This window comes from Cellulomonas palmilytica, from assembly GCF_021590045.1.
GTDB classification, from domain to species: Bacteria; Actinomycetota; Actinomycetes; order Actinomycetales; family Cellulomonadaceae; genus Cellulomonas; species Cellulomonas palmilytica.
On sequence record NZ_CP062221.1, the window covers coordinates 359554 to 376000 of the forward strand.

Genomic DNA, 16447 nt, shown 5'->3' on the forward strand with positions numbered 1-16447 from the left:
GACCGCACGGGAGACCGCCATGCGGGTACGGTCGATCGTCCGAGCACTCGTTGCCGTGGTGCTCCTCGGCACAGCGCTGCTGGCAAGCTCCGCCGTGCACGCGTTGACGCAGCCCCGCTGGGAAGACCTCGTCTCAGGTACGGGTGCCGTCCCCGACGCCGACGGCACCCTCTCCTACTCGGAGTGGTTCGACGCGTTGAATGCCGACGCGAGCAACGAACACCTCGGGTCGGGCGAGGTCGTGGTCTGCGGCGCCTGCGCCGACAGCGCGTGGACGGTCGTCTACCGGCTCACCCTCCCGTCGGCGTCGCAGATCCTGACGCAGTTCCGCACCCGACCTGCGGTGGAGACGGGCACGGTGGCCTCGTGGATCGGCGGGCAGGTGTACGTCGACGGGATTCCTCCGAGCCTCAGCCCCGCCACCATCCGGCAGGACGCCCCGGACTCGCCCGCTCTCGTCGAGGTCCGCGGGCGATGGCGGCTGAGCCCGCGCGCGCCCGTCGATGTCACCTACGACCGCGACGTGGGCGGGCGGCCGTACCCGGCCGACATCGCCCTCGAGATCGGCACCGGAGCCGGCTGGCTCGTGACGGAGGTGACGGGGGCCCGGCCGACGACGCAGGCCGCGCACAGGGTCACGCTGGACAGCGCCGGGCGCATCTTCTTCGCGGTGACGCTCGTCGCGCCACACGAGGTCGGGCCGGACGTGGAGGACGCCCCCATGCGGTCGGCGACCAGGTGGCTGCAGTGGACCGTACAGCCGCTGTGGGTCGGGCTCGTCGCCCTCGCGCCCCTCGCCGTCGTCCTCGCGTTGTTCGCCTACGCCCGTCCTCGCCTCGGAAGATCAGCTCACACCGGCCCTCTGCACGCCGCGGCAGCGGCCGGTGTCGTCGTCGCCGCTGCGGCGACCGTGGCGACCAGCACGACCTGGAGCCTGTCCGAGCTGTTCCGGCTCCTGCAGTCCCGCATTCCCGGCGCGGAGACGGGTCCGTGGTTCTTCTCCTACGGGATCGGGTACGGCGCCGCGCTCGTGCTCGCCGCCGTCGGCCTGCACCACGTGGCCATCTACGTGGGGCAGTTGTCCGAGCCAGGACAGGCGGCACCACTGCGCGCGGCGAGCACTCGGACCGGCTGGTCCGCGCTTGCTGCGACCGGCGTCGCCGTCCTGGCGACCGCCTGGGCGGTGGCCGCTCTCTCCGACCACGCACCCGACTACCTCGAGCAAACAGTCGTGTCGACCATGCCGACGGTGGTGACTGTCTGCATCGTCATCCCGGTGGCGATGGCAGGCGCGGCTGCGGCCGCCCTGGGGCGCGCCGCCGCGCTTCCGGGCGCGGCGGTGGGTGCGTGGCTCGGGCTGCTCGCGGTCACCATGCCGTGGACGGCGTTCACCGGCGGTACACCGACGGCCGTGCGCTACGCGGCAGTGGGCGCCCTCGTCTTCGTGGCGCTCTTCGCGGTCGCTCGGATCGGGGTGGTCCTCTACTCAGGGCGCCGGCTCAAGCACCACGGCCGGGCGAAGACCGTGCTCGCCGTGATCGTCGTGGTCGCGGCCACGCCGTTCCCCGCTGCTGCGACCGCGTACCGGTCGGGCGGCGTCGGGTGGGACGACGCCTGGTCGGTGACGCGTGTGCTCGCCATGGTGCTTCCGGTCGTCGTTTCCCTCGGAGTCCTGGCTGCGGCGCGGGACCTCCTGGGCCGCAAGAGCAGCGCGAGGTCGGGACCACGGCTCCGGCTCCTCGCCGTCGCCACCGGCGGGCTGCTCCTGTTCTCGTCGACGGCGCTCACCGCCTACCTGCCGGTCGCCTACGGCACCGCGCTCGCGCTGCTGTGGTGGTTCACCCTGCCCGGCCGCCGCAGCTCGACCGTCAGCCTCATGACCGTGCCCGAGGCGGGCGTCCGTCCGGAGCTCACGAGCAGGCTCGTCACCGTCCGCGAGGCGGAACGTGTCGCCGCCCGGCTGCGCCGTGGCTTCGACAGCAAGGTCGAGTCCGGGGACAAGACGTGGGCGGAACGGCAGACCGCGGTCCGTGCGGTGGTCGAGTCCGCCGACGCCGCGCGTCAGGGCGCGCCGACGAACGGGTTGGATCTCGAGACCGCCGCGCTGGGGACCTACCCCCGCGCGCCATGGAGGTGGGCCGGGCACACCACGGTGATCGCGCTCATCGCTGGGCTGCCGTGGATCGCGCTGTCGATCCCTGGGCTCCTGGAGTTCGCGGGTCCGCGCGGCTACGGGCCGCTCACGACCGTCCTGGCCGCGTTGCTGACCGCGATCCGGTGGCCGGCGCTCGGACTGCTCTTCGGCCTCGCGTACCCGTTGCTCCGCGGCCGGACCGGGGTCACGAAGTCACTCACCCTGTTCGTCACCGTCGCCATACCCTCCGCCGTGACCCTGCTGCTGCAGTCGACCGAGCCCGGGGCGTGGCGCTCATTCCTCTACCTCGCGAGCCAGCAGCTGATCGTCTGCCTGATCCTGGGTGTCGCGACCGAGGCGGAGATCCTGCGGCTCGCCGGGCGCTCGCTCTCCGACGTGACCACCGTGCACAACGTCCGGGCGATCGTCGCGTGGGTCTCCGGGCTCGTCGCCGCCGTCGCGGCAGCGGCGACGACCGCGCTCGCCACCGGGGTGACGGCGTTGGTCGTCGGGATCCTCGCACCCCAGGGCATCCAGGACCCGAGCCCTCCCGCCCAACCGTCGGACAGCTCGCCCGTCAGCACCTCGTCCCCTGCGCCAGAGCCCTGACCGCCGACAGCCGCTCGATCTGCGCGAACCGGGCACGGTGGCTACGTTGCGAAGATGACGCGAACGGTGCGGACGGTGCGGTCCGCGGTCCTGGCGGCGATCGGTGCGCTGGCCCTCGTCGGGTCGGCCGCGGGCACGGCGTCGGCCGCCCCACCCCCGCCCGCCCCGCCGCCGTCCGTCGTGTACGACGCGCTCGGCGACTCGTACGCCTCCGGGTACGGGGTGCCGCCGTACGGGGAGTGCGGTCGGTCGGCCAGCGCCTACGCCGTGCAGCTCGACGGGCGCCACCGGCTGCGGCTCGACGACTTCGTCGCGTGCGCGGGCGCCACGACGCTGACGCTCGTCGCGGGCGGTCAGCTCGCGGCGCTGGACGCGGAGACGGACCTGGTCACGCTGACCGTCGGCGGCAACGACGTCAGCTGGTCGACCGCGGTGAACGCGTGCCTCGTCGGCACCGACGCGCAGTGCACGGCGGGAGTCGCGTTCGTCGGGTCCCGGATCGCGGATGAGCTCCCGGCGCTGCTCGACTCGCTGTACGCGCAGGTCGCCGGGGCCGCGCCGCACGCGCGCGTCGTCGTGACCGGGTACCCGCGGCTGTTCTCGCCCGAGCACGGCGCGTACCTGGGCGCGTCGCCCGCGGAGCAGCGCGCGCTCAACGGCGCGGCGGACGCGCTCGACGAGACGATCGCCGCCGCGGCCGAGCGCGCCGGGTTCGAGTTCGTCGACGTCCGCGCGCAGTTCCGCGGTCACGGCGCGAACGCGCCCCGGGCGTGGATCCTCGGCGCGACGGACCCTGGCGCGTTCCACCCGACGGCCGACGGGTATCGCGCCTACACGGCCGCGGTGCACGCCGCGCTGCGTCATCCCCACCGCGGCTGCTGGCACCACCACCACCACTGAGGACGCCGCGTCGGGAGCCGCGGGGCGGGGCACGATGGCGGGATGGACGCCGAGCCGATCACCGCGACCCCACGCCCGTTCCGCGGGCGGCCGGTGCTGCGGCAGTCGTGGCGCGACCTGACGTTCCTGCACTGGCGCGTCGCGCCGGACGTCGTCGCGCCGCTCCTGCCGCCAGGCACGCGGCCCGACGTGCACGACGGGTCGAGCTGGGTCGGGCTCGTGCCGTTCCGGATGGTCGGCGCGGGCGCGGCGGTCGGCCCGGGGATCCCGTGGCTCGGGACGTTCCCCGAGACGAACGTGCGCCTCTACTCGGTCGACCCGCAGGGCCGGCGAGCGGTCGTGTTCCTGACGCTCGAGGCGGCCCGGCTGCCGTTCGTCCTGGGCTCGCGCGCGGCGCTCGCGCTGCCGTACACGTGGGCGCGGATGCGGGTTCGCGAGGCCGACGGGGTCGTCACCTACTCGTCGCGGCGCCGCTGGCCCGGGCCGCGGGGCGCGACGACGCGCATCGCCGTGCGGCCGGGCGAGCCGCTCCCGCCCGGCGACCCGCTGAACGACTTCCTCACCGCGCGCTGGGCGCTGCACACCCGCGCCTTCGGCCGCACGCTCTACCTCCCGAACCGTCACGAGCCCTGGCCGTTGCGCACCGCGGAGGTGCTGGCGCTCGACGACCACCTGCTCGCCGCGTGCGGCCTGCCGGGCGTCTCGACCCGCCCGCCCGACTCGGTGCTGTTCTCCCGCGGCGTCCGCACGGTGTTCGGCCCACCCGTGGACGCCACCCGGCCCTAGCCGGGGCCCGGAGCCCCGCGTGGGCAGCTGCGGCCGGCGCGCACGGGCTGGGCGTACACCTCGATCTCGGTGGCCTTCGCCGACAGCCACACCCGGTCGCCGGGCGCGATCCCGAGCTCGGCGACCGCCGCGGGCGTGACGTCCACGAGCGCGGACGGCTCGCCCGCGAGGTCGAGTCGCACGCGGTCGGTGAGCATCGTCAGTCCGACGACCGTCGCGGGCCACGTGTTGCGGACGCTCGAGACGTCGGGCCGGTGCGGGCTCACGACGACCGCGGACGGGCGCAGCGCCACCAGCACCGGGCCGCGCTCGCCGTGGTCGGGGACGACGAGCGTGCCGCCCCCGTCGAGGCGCACCGCGTCGCCGTCCGCGACGCCCGCGTACAGGTTCAGGCCGACGAGCCGCGCCACGTACTCGGTCGCGGGCCGCCGCGCGACCTGCGCGGGCGTCCCCGCCTGCACCACGCGCCCGCCCTCGAGGACGAGCAGCCGGTCGGCGAGCATCAGGGCCTCGAGCGGGTCGTGCGTCACGACGAGGCACGGACCGGCGAAGCCGGCGAGGTGGCGCTTGAGCTCGGACTGGACGTCGAGGCGCGTGCGGGCGTCGAGCGCGGACAGCGGCTCGTCGAGCAGCAGCAGGTCCGGCGCGCCCGCGAGCGCGCGCGCGAGCGCGACGCGCTGCGCCTGCCCGCCGGACAGGTCGCCCGGTCGTCGGGACGCCAGGTCGGTCAGGCCGAGCCGGTCGAGCCAGCCGCGCGCGACGTCGCGGGACCGCGCACGGCTCGCACCCCGCACGCGCGGGGAGAACGCGACGTTGTCGAGCACGCTGAGGTGCGGGAACAGCCGGTAGCTCTGGAACACGAACCCGACGGGCCGGTGCTCGGCCTCGACGAACGTGCCGCCGGTCGCGTCGTCGAGCACCCGTCCGTCGAGCCGGACCCGGCCCGCGGTGACGGGGACGAGCCCGGCGACCGCGCCGAGCAGCGTCGACTTGCCCGCACCGTTGGGCCCGAGCACGGCGACGACCTCGCCGGGCGCGACGCGCACGTCGACGTCGAGCGTGAACGCCCCGCGCGTGACCTGCGCGTCGACGACGAGCCCGTCCGGCGTCCCGACGAGCGTGCCCGCGCCCGCCGGGCTCACGACGACACCCCGGTGCGCAGCCAGCGGTCGCGCAGCGCGACGAGCACCCCGACGGACACGAGCAGCAGGACGAGGCTGAGCAGGATCGCGGCGTCCGGGTCGCGCTCGAGCGCCTGGTAGACGGCGATCGGCATGGTCTGCGTGCGACCGGGGAAGCTGCCCGCGAACGTGATGGTCGCGCCGAACTCGCCGAGCGCCCGCGCCCAGCAGAGCACCGCGCCGGCGACGAGCGACGGCCCGACGAGCGGGAGCGTGACGCGCCGGAACACCGTCATCCTCGTGGCACCGAGCGTCGCGGCGGCCTCCTCGAACCCGCGGTCCGCCGAGCGCAGCGCCCCCTCGACGGTCACGACGAGGAACGGCATCGCGACGAAGGTCTCGGCGATCACCACGGCGGCGGGCGTGAACGGCAAGGTGACGCCGAACCACTGGTCGAGGTACTGCCCGACGATCCCGCGCCGCCCGAACGCGAGCAGCAGCGCGACACCCCCGACGACGGGCGGCAGCACCAGCGGCAGCGTGACCAGCGCGCGCACGAGCCGCTGCCCGGGGAACTGCGTGCGCGCCAGCAGCCACGCGAGCGGCACGCCGACCACCAGGCTGATCGCCGTCGCGGTCAGCGAGGTCCACAGCGACAGCCGCAGCGCCGCCCCGGTCGCGGGCGCCCGCAGGACCTCCCCCGCGTCGCCCCAGGGCGCACGCGCGAGCAGCGCGACGAGCGGCACGACGAGGAACGCGATCCCGACGAGCGCGGGCACCAGCAGCGGCGCGGGCGCGGACCGCGGTCCGCCGCCGCTCGTCGTGCGGCGCGCCCGCTCCCGCGCGCTCATCGTCGTCGCCATGCCCACCCCCTCACGGTCGCCCGAAGCCGGCCGCCGCGAGCACGTCGGCTCCGGTGGGGGACAGCACCAGGTCGACGAACGCCGCGGCGAGCTCGGGGCGGGAGGAGGCGGTGAGCGTCGCGATCGGGTACTCGGTGGTCGCGTTCACGTCGGCCGGGACGACGACGCCCTCGACGTCCGCTCCCGCGGCGAGCACGTCGGTCACGTAGACGAGGCCCGCGTCGACCTCGCCGAGCCGGACCTTGCTCAGCACCGCTTTGACGTCCGGCTCGAGCGTGACCGGCGTGACGGTCGCACCGGAGCTGGCGAGGACCGCTGCCGCGGCCACCCCGCACGGCACCTCCGGCCGGCACAGCGCCACCTTCAGCGCGGGGTCCGCGAGGTCGGCGACGCGTGCGACGCCGCCCGGGTTGCCGGGAGGGACCGCGATCTGCACGGTGTTCGTCGCGAAGACGACCGGCTCGTCGGCGTCACCCGTCGCGACGACCTCGTCCATCGTGGTCGCACTCGCCGAGGCGAACACGTCCGCCGGGGCGCCGTCGGCGATCTGGGCCGCGAGCGCGGTGCTCCCCGCGAAGCCGAACGTCACGTCCACCCCGGGGTGCGCGGCCTCGAACCGCTCGCCGAGCGTCGTGAACGGCTCGGAGAGGGACGCCGCGGCGAGAACCGTCAGGTCACCCCGCAGCGTGGACGCCGTGCCGTCGAGCCCTCCCGCAAGGTCGTCGGCGGTCCCCGACCCGCACGCGACGAGCCCGAGGCCGACCGCCGCGACCACCAGCACCCGCCGCACGCGGCGCGCCGTCGTCACCGCGCCCGTCGTCACCGCGCTCGTCGTCACCGCGCTCGTCACCGCGAGCGCGGGATCTCGACGGACACGTTCGTCGCCTTCACCGCCGCGACCGCCAGCACGCCCGGCTCCAGGCCGAGCTCGTCGACGGCCTCGCGGCTGAGCAGCGACACGAACCGGTGCGGCCCGGCCTGGATCTCGACCTGCGCCATGACGGTGTCCTTCACGACGCGCGTGACGAGGCCCGTGAACCGGTTGCGGACGGATGCCGCGGAGAGCTCGCCCGGCGGCGGGGCGGCCTCACGCGCGAGCTCCTCGGCGAACCGCGCGAGCTCGGCACCGTCCACGGCGGCCCGCCCGGACGCGTCGGTCGTCGCCGTGAGCCGCCCGCCGTCCGCCCAGCGGCGCACGGTGTCGTCGCTGACGCCCAGCAGGTCCGCCGCCTCCCGGATCCGGTACGTCGGCACGTGGCCGTCCGGGCGTCCCGCTCGTGCCATCGACCCGCTCCTCGTCGTCGCGCTGATGCCCGCACGCTATCCGAGGATGCGGCTCCAGAGACAGCAGACGTCCGCAGATGCGGTTCGCAGAGACCGATCGACCTGTGTTCGCGGCAGACGCCGTTCTGTCAGGAGGGCAGCGCGCCGCGCTCCTTCCACTGGTCGCGCGTGATCTCGTACTGGAAGCCGCCGAGGTCCGCGCCCTCGACCGCGAGCATGTCCTCGGGCGTCTCGAGCGTCTGCGTCACCGTCATGCCGACCTTCTCCATGACGCGCTGCGACCCGCGGTTGAGCGCCATCGTCGCGCCCCACACGACGCGCACGTCCAGCTCGGTGAACGCCTTCGTCAGCAGCGCGTCGGCCACCTCGGTCGCGATCCCCCGGCCCCACGCGGCCCGACGCAGCCGGTACCCGAGCTCGACGTGGTCGAGCGGCCCGTCACGCTCCGGCCGCAGGCAGAACCACCCGAGGAACTCGCCGCTCGCCGTCTCGTCCGCCGCGAACAGCCCGAACCTGCCGCCCCACCGGTCGTACCCGGCCCGGACGCTCGGCAGGATCTGGTCGCGCACCACCTCGGGCGCGGTCGGTGCGCCGCCCGACAGGTACCGCACCACCTCGGGGTCGGAGTCGAGCTCGACCAGGAGGTCGGCGTCGTCGGCGCCGAAGGGACGCAGCGTCACGCGCGCGGTCTGCAGGTAGGGATCCACACCGGTCAGCATGACGACGACCGGCGCGGACGCCCACCTCAATAAGACGCCCCGCTCGACGAGCCGTCAGCCGACCGCGGGCAGCACCGCGCGCTCGTCGTCGTACACCCTCGGCACGAGCCGGGACACGGCCGCCGGGCCGACGCGCAGCCCGACCCCGAGCCGGGCCAGCACCTTCGCGACGTCCGCGGCCGCGAGCGAGCCCTGGCGCTCGAGCACCAGGTGCACCCGGCCGTGGAACCGCTCGGCACGGTGGAACGCCAGGATGCTCGTCGAGACGGGGGTGTGCCGCGGGAACCGCGCCCGCGCCGCGCGCTCGTCCTCGTGCGCCAGCAGCACGAGCCCGGGCACCCGCAGCTCGGACAGCAGCCCCTCCGCGCGCCAGTGCGCCGGGGCGTCCGCACCGCCCGTGACGTGCCGGGACCGGTTGGCCGACGAGATCGCGAGCAACCCGTGCGGGACGGCCGCGGCCGCCGCGGTGAGGAACCGCTGCGACGGGCACGCGTCGCCCGGGACGATCACCTGCGTCGTCGTCGTCCCCGCGTCCGTCGCGGTGAGGTCCGCCGGGACGTGCGCCGCCGCGGGCCCGCGGAACCCGAACGGCCCGAGCCGGCCGAGCGTCGCCACGACGTCCGCGACCATGGCGCGCGAGACGCCGGGCGGGAGCGCCGCGAGGTCGAACGCGTCGAGGACGCGCTCCGACGGCGCGGTCAGGCTGCCCGTCTGGCCGCGCGGCCGACCCTTGAGCGCGTTCAGCCGCCGGACGGCGTCGCCGCGCGCCGTCAGCGCGTAGATGTTCCCGAACCCGTGCGCCACGGCTCTCCCCTGCGCGAGGAGCAGCGCGGCGCGCGCGGCGTCGGCGGGACGGTCGAGGACCAGACGGACGGGCATGCGTGCCTCCCACGCTTCCGGGCGAACACGGTGACAGGACCACGCGAACCCGCCCCGGATACCGCCGGCGGGTGTCACGCTCGGAGCCGCACCGGTCCTGCTGACGGGTGCCTCTGGACTTGCGTACTGCCTACGGATGCCCCGCGACACGGGGGACCCGAGGGTGGAGGGATCCGAGTCCACGCCGGAGGCGCCATGCACGAGCTCGCTCGACCGACCCGATCACAGGGCAGCACCGACGCGCGGGTGGACCACGACCGCTCCACCGCGGAGCCGTCCGCACGGCTGCGGCCCTCGCCGGTGAGCGCCCTGGCGAGCCAGGGCGAGACCGTCGGAGCGGACGAGCCCGGCCGACCGCTGCCGCCGCTGCTGCGGGCCGGCCTCGAGGCGATGTCCGGGCTCGCGCTGGGGGACGTCCGCGTCCACGACGAGTCACCGCGTCCCGCGGAGCTGGGCGCGCTGGCCATGGCGACGGGCGACCAGGTCCACCTCGGTCCGCGGCAGCACGAGCACCTCGCGCACGAGGCGTGGCACGTGGTGCAGCAGCGCCAGGGTCGCGTCGCGGCCCACGCACCCGGTGCGGTCGTCGCCGACCCGGTCCTCGAGGTGGAGGCCGAGCAGCTGGGCCGGCTCGCGTCGACGGGCTTCCGGCCCCGAGCTCGCTCCGGGGCCCGGCCCGGCCGCGGCGCAGGACCTGAGGCCACCCAGCTGCTGACGGACGACGAGGTGCGCAGGATGTTCGCGCACCTGCAGGGCAACCCGTGGCTCGGACACGGCCTGCCCACTGCCCCACAGCTCGTCGCGATGGCCCGGTTCACGCTCGACGAGCTCCAGACGCTCGGCGGACTTCCTCAGTGCGCGGCTGGTGGGTGGGCCGCGCTCGCGGATCTCGGGGCGATCCCCGCCACCAGGTCGGTCGCCGATATCGCAGCGGTCGCGCAGACCGTGCACACCGGCGCGACACCGACCGTGGCGACCGTCGTACGGCTCCTCACCAGGTTCTCGCGGCCGGAGCTGGCCACGCTCGGCACGCTCCCGCAGTGCGCGGCCGGCGGCTGGGCGAGCCTCGACGCGCTCGTCGGCGTCCCGGCCGCCCGCCCGTTCACCGACATCACGGACCTCGCGACGTCTCGGGCAGGTGGCGTCCTGCCGGCCGTCGGGACCATCGTCGCGCTCCTGAGGACGTTCACCTACCACGACATCTTCTCGATCGTCACGAGCCCGGCGAACGCCGGCTCGTTCCAGAACAACTGGGCCGACCTCGAGCACCTCGCCGAGATCCGCGACACGCCCGCGAACCTCGTGACGCTCGGCCAGAACGCGAACCTGGCGACGCACCCCTGGCTCGAGCACCAGGTCCACGCCCTGACGCTCCTCCACCACGGCGAGGCGAAGCAGGACGTCAACGGCGTCCTGGACCGGCAGCGCTCCTGCTGGTCGTGGGCGACGCAGGCCTTCAACGCCCGGGTCCCCGACCTCGACAGCTTCCTGTGGACCTACCTCGGCATGCGCACGGACTACCCGCCGGCGTACGGCATGACGCGGACGCACGCGCAGGCGCGCGACGCGGCGACCAACGACCCGAACCTGCGCGGCTGGCTCGACACGTCCGCGGTCAGGCTGCAGGGCATCATCAACCAGTTCGCGGCGGGTCACAGCCCGCACCGCGAGCGCGACGCGCAGCGCGCGATGATGGTGATCATGCTCGAGGCGTCGGGCTTCACGGTCCTCCCGCCCGGCACGCCCAGCCGGTGGTCCATCGGCATGCACGAGCGGCAGACGAAGATCTCCTGGGAGCACTGGTGGGTCCAGACGCGAACCGGCGGCGTGATCGAGACGTTCCCGTTCCGCGACCCGAACGTCCTCAACGCACAGGGCGTGCCGGGCGACGGTGGCGGCGGGACCCTGGCCTTCACGGGCAACCAGAACTCCGGCAACCCTGCCACCGACTTCACGCACCTCGTCCCCGTGCAGGACCTGCTGCCCGACCAGAAGACGATCATCAAGCGCGCCCTGACCAGGGCGGGGCGTCAGTTCACGGACGACCTGCCCTGACCCACGCCTCTCAGGAGGACGACGGCTGCGGCTCGGCGACGCACAGGGCGGCGGTGTTGCCGTCCTGGTCGGCGACGACCGTGATCCCCGGCGGCCGGCTGTCCTCGGTGACGGTCCCGCCCGCCGCGACGGCCGCGGCGACCCGCTGCTCGGCCGCCTCGGGCGCGACGTAGACCTCGACGTGCCACCGCTGCGCGGGGGCCTCGCCCTCCTCCAGGTCCCCGAACCACAGGTTCGGGACGCGGCCCGAGGCGTCGCGGACCTCGTCGCTCGGCGACCCGCGGCCCTGGGAGTCCGCGTCGCCCGTGAGCAGCGCCGCCCACACCGGCGCGACGACGCCGGACCGCGCGGTGTCGAGTCCGAGCTCGACCGACGCGACCGACGCCGGGTCCGCGGTGAGCCCGTGCTCGGCCGCGACCTGCGCGATCCGCTCGGCCAGGTCGAGGTCCTGCTGCGTCACGTACTCCACGACGTGCTCGACGTCCTCGTCGCGGTAGATCGCGTCCGGGCTCACGAGCTTGAGGTCCACCCGGCCGGGGCCGACCGCGGCGGTCAGGTGCGTGCCCACCGCGTCGTCCAGCTCGGCCACCGCCGCGAGGAACCGCGCCGCGGCACCCAGGTCGTCGACCAGGTAGCGGGTGTGCAGGCCCTGGGCCAGCTTGCGCCAGTCGGGCGGCCGGGCCGCGGCGATCTGGTCGTCGAAGAGCATGTCCATCCTCAGCCCCCATCGGTGGGTCGCGCCCTCGTCGTCGTCGACCCGCCCGACGCTACGGGCGAGCCGTCGGAGCGTCCAGAGGTCCCCGCGAAGACGCGACCGGGGGGGACGACGAGCGCGGCCTCGTCGTCCCCCCGGTCACCGGGCCGCCTCGTGGGCTGAGCTCAGGCGGCCTGCCGGGGTGCTCGTCGGGTCAGCCGACCTCGCACGGCGTGCCGTTCAGCGTGAAGCCCGCGGGCCTCGGGTTCGCGCTGGTGAACGAGCCGTTGAAGCCGATCTCCGTCGAGCCACCCGCGGGGATCGTGCCGTTCCACGGGGCGTTGGCGATGGTGACGGCCTGCCCGGACTGGCTGTACGTGCCGGACCAGCCGTTGGTGACGCGCTGGTCACCGGGGAACGTGAACGCGAGCGACCAGGCGGACAGGCTCGCGCCCGAGCCGTTGGTGATCCGCACCGACGCGGTGAAGCCGCCGGGCCAGTCGTTCGTCGTGTACCGCACGGTGCACCCGCCGGCCGGCGGGTCAGGCGTGGGGGTCTGCGTGGGCGTCGGGGTCTGCGTGGGCGTCGGGGTCTGCGTGGGCGTCGGGGTCTCGGTGGGGGTCGGGGTCTGCGTGGGGGTCGGCGTCTCGGTCGGCGTCGGGCCGTCGACGACGGCCGCGAGCTCGGCGCCCGTGCCGCGGAAGCTGGGCTTGGACGCGCCCGCGACCCACGCCTGGAGCGCCGCGGTGGACGAGGTGATCGCCCACGGCTTCTCCTTGATCGTGTCGAAGTACGTGATCATCCGGATCCCGGGGTACCGGCCCGCGTCGAGGTCCGCGAACATCGCGCGGAACCACTCGGCCTTGTTGCCGCCGGCCTCGGCGCTCCCGTACTCGGACACGGAGATCGGCTTGTCCGGCGCGATGCGCAGCGCGGTGCGGTAGGCGTCGCCGATCGTCGCGTCGAACGACGTCCAGTGGTTGACGCCCGGGTCCCACGTGGGGTCGTCGCCCCAGTTGTAGCCGTCGATGCCGACCCAGTCGACGTACGCGTCACCGGGGTAGGCGCCCGCCGGCATGCTGCTCGCGTCCGCACCGGTGGAGGAGTTGTTGAACGCCCAGATCCACTGCACGTTCGTCGCACCCTGCGCCTCGACGAGATCGTGCACGCGCCGGTACGCCTGGACGTACAGCGCGCCGCTCTGGCCGTTCACGCTCGTCGACCAGGGGTACCAGCTGCCGTTGAACTCGTGGCCCCAGCGGACCATCACGGGCGAGCCGACGGACGCGAGCTCGGCGCCGCGCGCCCGGATGTAGGAGTCCCACTTGCCGTCGACGATGTCCCGCAGCGTGATCTGGCCCGCGTCGCTGATGCCGAGCGACGGGTCCCACGGCTCCCACGTCCAGTGCGGCAGCACGCCGCGCGCCCACAGGTCCTTGGCCTCCTGCACCGGGAACGCCCGCTTGTTGCTCCACGCCTCGAACCACAGCGCGCTCGCGAGCTCGAGGCCCGTGTCCGCGCGGTAACCGTCCGCGATGGCCGTGAGCGGTCGTGTCTCCCGGAACACGCCGACGAACGTGCCGTCGTCGGCCGCGGAGGTGGCGGACTGCGCGCTGGTGGCGCCGAGGCCGAGGGCGCCGAGCGCGACGAGCGCCGACGTCAGCCAGGCCCCGGCGCGGCGCCGTGACGTGTGCACCATGACTGTCTCCATCGAGGTCGTGGGCGGGCGTGCGGGCCCGTGGGTCGAACGCAGGTAAACGTTGTGATCCGCATCGTGGCGTCCCCTCCGCCCGCGCCACCAGGCCCGCGCGCCGACCTAAACCCTTAGGTCGCGGTGCTCTCCCGCACGACGAGCGTCGGCTCCAGCTCGACCAGGCCGCGCGGCTCGTCGTCGCCCGCGATCCGGGCCAGGAGCAGACCGAGCGCGCGCTCGACGATCGCCGACCGGCGCGCGTCGACCGTCGTCAGGCGCGGCGTGGTGAACCGCGCGGTGTGGATGTCGTCGATCCCCGCGACCAGCACGTCCTGCGGCGTCCGACGACCCGCGTCCAGCAACCCGCGCACCGCACCCAGCGCCAGCGCGTCGTTGAGCCCGAGCACCGCGTCGAACTCCGCCCCCTCCGCGAGCGCGCGCGTGACCGCCTCGAGCCCGCTCTCGTGGTCCCACTGCACCGTGACCACGTGCCGCACGGCCGCCTGGCCCGCCGCCGCGAGCGCGGCGCGGTGGCCCGCGAGCCGCTGGACCGCGCTGTCGCTCACGCTCGGGTCGCCCCCGACCGCGAGGATACGTCGGGCCCCGACCGCGATCAGGTGCTCGGTGGCCAGGCGCGCGGCGGCCGCGTTGTCGAAAACGACCCGGTCGAACGCGCCGACCTGACGCTCGCCCAGCAGCACCACGGGGAAGTCGTCGGGCACGGGCGGCAGGTCGTCGTCCGTCAGGCGCAGCGCGTTGAGCAGGATGCCGTCGAGCTGCGAGCGCCGCGGCCCGAGCAGCGCCTCGCGCTCCCGCTCCCGCACCCCGCTCGTCTCCTCGATCAGCACCGCGATGCCCTGCCGGGCGGCCTGCGTGACCACGTGCTCGGCGAGCTCGGCGAAGTAGCCGGACGTGCCGAGCTCGGGCACGACGAGCCCGATCGCCCCGGCCCGGCCCGACCGCAGGCGCCGCGCGCTCAGGTTCGGCCGGTACCCCAGGCGCGCCACCGCCTCCTCGACGCGCGCGGCCGTCGCGGGCGCCACACGGCCGGTGCGGTTCACCACCTCGGAGACCGTCTTGATCGAGACGCCCGCCAGCTCGGCCACGTCTCGCAGCGTGATGGCGATCGTGGCCTCCTTCGCGCGGGGTCGTGCGTCGTGCGGTCGACGAGAACGTACCGCCCGGCGACCCTCGTCGGGCCGTCGTCGTGCGTCCGGGTGGCGGTCACGCGGACCGGGACGGCCGGGTCTGCACCACGCTGTGGCCCGTGAGCACCGACGAGACGCCCCGCCCCACGCCGACGGTCCGCCGCGTCCGGGCCGAGGACGCCCCGCAGTGGGCGCGCCTGTACGCGGCCTACCGCGCGTTCTACGAGATGCCCGCGCAGCCCGACGTGGTCGAGACCGCGTGGGCGTGGGTGCTGGGCGAGCAGCACGGGATGACCGGGCTCGTCGCGACAGCCGACGACGGCACGCTGCTCGGCCTGGCGAACCTGCGCACGTTCGCGCGTCCGACGACGGGCACGATGGGCCTGTACCTCGACGACCTGTTCACCGACCCGGCCGCCCGCCGGACCGGTGCGGGCGGTGCGCTCCTGGAGGCCGCGGCCGCGCTCGCCGCGCAGCGCGGCGCGAGCGTGGTCCGGTGGATCACCGCGACCGACAACACCACCGCCCGCGCGGTGTACGACAAGCACGCCACCGCGACGCCGTGGGTCACCTACGACATGGCGCCGCGCGCCTGATCAGGGAACGGCCGGCGCCGGGTCGACCGACGCGCGCACCGCGACGACGAGCTCCGCGTGCCGCAGCAGGAACGCGCGCTCGTCGAGCTTCTTGCGGCGCAGCCAAGCAACCACCTCGGTGTTGCACTTGCTCGCGTTGCACGGCCCGCACGCCGGAACCACGTTGTCGACCGTGTACCGACCGCCGCGCGAGATCGGCAGGACGCAGTCACGCTGCAGCGCCCGGCCGGTGCACCCGCAGTACGCGCACCCGCCCCACGCGGCGAGCAGCGCGTCCCACTGGGCCGTCGTGAGGTCGTTGTCGACGAGCGAGAGCCGCCGCGCGCGGCGGCGCGCGTACCGCGTGCGGCGCGTGGGCGTGGCCATGCGCCGAGGGTAGGCGCGGGTGGGGCGGGACCCGCCTCGACGCACCGACCGGTACGGTCACGCCCCATGATCGTGTGGCTGAACGGCACCCACGGAGTGGGGAAGACCACGACGAGCACGCTCGTGCAACAGCTCGTCCCCGGCTCGCACGTGCTCGACGCGGAGAAGGTCGGCGAGACGCTCATGGACGTCCGGCCGGGGCTGCCCGAGACCGGCAACTTCCAGGACTGGGCGCCGTGGCGCCCGCTCGTCGTCGAGACCGCCCGACACGTCCTCGACTACGTGGGCGGCACGCTCGTCATGCCCATGACCGTGCTGGTCCAGGAGTACTGGCGCGAGATCAGCGGCGGGCTCGCGGCGCACGACATCGACGTGCGGCACTTCGTCCTGCACGCCGACCCGGAGACCCTGCGCGCGCGGATCCTCGGGGACACCGAGATGGGGCCGTCCCCGTTCCGCCTCGCGTACGTCGACGCGTACGCGCAGGCCGCGCGCACGTGGCTGCACGCCGACGCGCACGTCGTCGACACCACCACCCGCACACCCGCCCAGGCGGCCGAGCAGATCGTCGCGGCGCTGCCGTGAGCCACGGCCCTACGG

16 protein-coding genes are annotated in these 16447 nt (G+C 74.8%); 6 read left to right on the forward strand and 10 right to left on the reverse strand.

Annotated features, from left to right (window positions below):
* Window positions 1-58: 58 nt before the first annotated feature.
* The 3 genes from F1D97_RS01785 to F1D97_RS01795 are packed head-to-tail and all read left to right on the forward strand — an operon-like array spanning window position 59 to window position 4429.
* The gene (locus tag F1D97_RS01785) at window positions 59-2743 is read left to right on the forward strand and encodes a hypothetical protein (protein WP_236122034.1); all 2685 of its coding nucleotides are present in this window, start codon (window positions 59-61) and stop codon (window positions 2741-2743) included.
* A 54-nt stretch (window positions 2744-2797) separates the two neighbouring features.
* Complete coding sequence (locus tag F1D97_RS01790) at window positions 2798-3643, forward strand: SGNH/GDSL hydrolase family protein (protein ID WP_236122035.1); 846 nt, start codon at window positions 2798-2800, stop codon at window positions 3641-3643.
* Between the two features lie 42 nt (window positions 3644-3685).
* Window positions 3686-4429: a YqjF family protein gene (locus F1D97_RS01795; RefSeq protein WP_236122036.1), complete on the forward strand. Its 744-nt coding sequence runs from the start codon at window positions 3686-3688 to the stop codon at window positions 4427-4429.
* On the opposite strand, the gene F1D97_RS01800 is transcribed toward F1D97_RS01795, so the two are convergent.
* From F1D97_RS01800 to F1D97_RS01825, 6 genes are all read right to left on the reverse strand, one after another.
* Complete coding sequence (locus F1D97_RS01800; protein ID WP_236122037.1) at window positions 4426-5571, reverse strand: ABC transporter ATP-binding protein; 1146 nt, start codon at window positions 5569-5571, stop codon at window positions 4426-4428. The two genes, F1D97_RS01795 and F1D97_RS01800, sit on opposite strands and share 4 nt — an antisense overlap.
* Window positions 5568-6413 (reverse strand): ABC transporter permease, encoded by an 846-nt coding sequence (locus tag F1D97_RS01805; protein ID WP_236122038.1) that lies wholly within the window; start codon window positions 6411-6413, stop codon window positions 5568-5570. The genes F1D97_RS01800 and F1D97_RS01805 overlap by 4 nt, the downstream gene beginning before the upstream one ends.
* Before the next feature lie 10 nt (window positions 6414-6423).
* A complete protein-coding gene (gene modA, locus F1D97_RS01810; RefSeq protein ID WP_236122039.1) occupies window positions 6424-7251 on the reverse strand; it encodes a molybdate ABC transporter substrate-binding protein in 828 nt (275 codons plus the stop codon).
* An 8-nt stretch (window positions 7252-7259) separates the two neighbouring features.
* The gene (locus tag F1D97_RS01815; protein WP_236123451.1) at window positions 7260-7667 is read right to left on the reverse strand and encodes a TOBE domain-containing protein; all 408 of its coding nucleotides are present in this window, start codon (window positions 7665-7667) and stop codon (window positions 7260-7262) included.
* Window positions 7668-7825: 158 nt separating this feature from the next.
* Entirely contained in the window at window positions 7826-8404 is a 579-nt protein-coding gene (locus F1D97_RS01820) for a GNAT family N-acetyltransferase (protein ID WP_236122040.1), read from the reverse strand.
* A 66-nt stretch (window positions 8405-8470) separates the two neighbouring features.
* A complete protein-coding gene (locus F1D97_RS01825) occupies window positions 8471-9295 on the reverse strand; it encodes a hypothetical protein (protein ID WP_236122041.1) in 825 nt (274 codons plus the stop codon).
* A 195-nt stretch (window positions 9296-9490) separates the two neighbouring features.
* Here F1D97_RS01825 and F1D97_RS01830 point away from each other — a divergent pair, with 195 nt between their 5' ends.
* Window positions 9491-11350, forward strand: coding sequence for an eCIS core domain-containing protein (locus tag F1D97_RS01830; protein ID WP_236122042.1), 1860 nt, complete (start codon window positions 9491-9493; stop codon window positions 11348-11350).
* A 10-nt stretch (window positions 11351-11360) separates the two neighbouring features.
* Here the strand turns inward: F1D97_RS01830 and F1D97_RS01835 are convergent, their stop codons facing one another.
* The 3 genes from F1D97_RS01835 to F1D97_RS01845 form a co-directional block, all read right to left on the reverse strand.
* On the reverse strand, window positions 11361-12059 hold the full coding sequence (locus F1D97_RS01835; RefSeq protein ID WP_317618925.1) for a VOC family protein: 699 nt from the start codon (window positions 12057-12059) through the stop codon (window positions 11361-11363).
* A 199-nt stretch (window positions 12060-12258) separates the two neighbouring features.
* On the reverse strand, window positions 12259-13743 hold the full coding sequence (locus F1D97_RS01840; protein WP_236122044.1) for a cellulose binding domain-containing protein: 1485 nt from the start codon (window positions 13741-13743) through the stop codon (window positions 12259-12261).
* Between the two features lie 125 nt (window positions 13744-13868).
* Window positions 13869-14843, reverse strand: coding sequence for a LacI family DNA-binding transcriptional regulator (locus tag F1D97_RS01845; protein WP_236122045.1), 975 nt, complete (start codon window positions 14841-14843; stop codon window positions 13869-13871).
* A gap of 161 nt (window positions 14844-15004) precedes the next feature.
* On the opposite strand from F1D97_RS01845, the gene F1D97_RS01850 reads away from it, so the two are divergent.
* Entirely contained in the window at window positions 15005-15481 is a 477-nt protein-coding gene (locus F1D97_RS01850; protein WP_236122046.1) for a GNAT family N-acetyltransferase, read from the forward strand.
* Here F1D97_RS01850 and F1D97_RS01855 read toward each other — a convergent pair whose 3' ends face one another.
* Window positions 15482-15847 carry an HNH endonuclease gene (locus F1D97_RS01855; protein WP_236122047.1) on the reverse strand — a complete coding sequence of 122 codons (366 nt, stop codon included), beginning with the start codon at window positions 15845-15847 and terminating at the stop codon, window positions 15482-15484.
* Window positions 15848-15913: 66 nt separating this feature from the next.
* Here F1D97_RS01855 and F1D97_RS01860 point away from each other — a divergent pair, with 66 nt between their 5' ends.
* Window positions 15914-16432, forward strand: coding sequence for an ATP-binding protein (locus F1D97_RS01860; RefSeq protein WP_236122048.1), 519 nt, complete (start codon window positions 15914-15916; stop codon window positions 16430-16432).
* Window positions 16433-16447 lie beyond the last annotated feature (15 nt).

Bases quoted from the DNA above. Each gene is read 5' to 3' on its own strand.
- F1D97_RS01790 (WP_236122035.1), top strand. From the start codon at position 2,798: ATGACGCGAACGGTGCGGACGGTGCGGTCCGCGGTCCTGGCGGCGATC.
- F1D97_RS01795 (WP_236122036.1), top strand. From the start codon at position 3,686: ATGGACGCCGAGCCGATCACCGCGACCCCACGCCCGTTCCGCGGGCGG.
- F1D97_RS01805 (WP_236122038.1), bottom strand. From the start codon at position 6,413: ATGGCGACGACGATGAGCGCGCGGGAGCGGGCGCGCCGCACGACGAGC.
- F1D97_RS01825 (WP_236122041.1), bottom strand. From the start codon at position 9,295: ATGCCCGTCCGTCTGGTCCTCGACCGTCCCGCCGACGCCGCGCGCGCC.
- F1D97_RS01830 (WP_236122042.1), top strand. From the start codon at position 9,491: ATGCACGAGCTCGCTCGACCGACCCGATCACAGGGCAGCACCGACGCG.
- F1D97_RS01835 (WP_317618925.1), bottom strand. From the start codon at position 12,059: ATGCTCTTCGACGACCAGATCGCCGCGGCCCGGCCGCCCGACTGGCGC.
- F1D97_RS01840 (WP_236122044.1), bottom strand. From the start codon at position 13,743: ATGGTGCACACGTCACGGCGCCGCGCCGGGGCCTGGCTGACGTCGGCG.
- F1D97_RS01855 (WP_236122047.1), bottom strand. From the start codon at position 15,847: ATGGCCACGCCCACGCGCCGCACGCGGTACGCGCGCCGCCGCGCGCGG.
- F1D97_RS01860 (WP_236122048.1), top strand. From the start codon at position 15,914: ATGATCGTGTGGCTGAACGGCACCCACGGAGTGGGGAAGACCACGACG.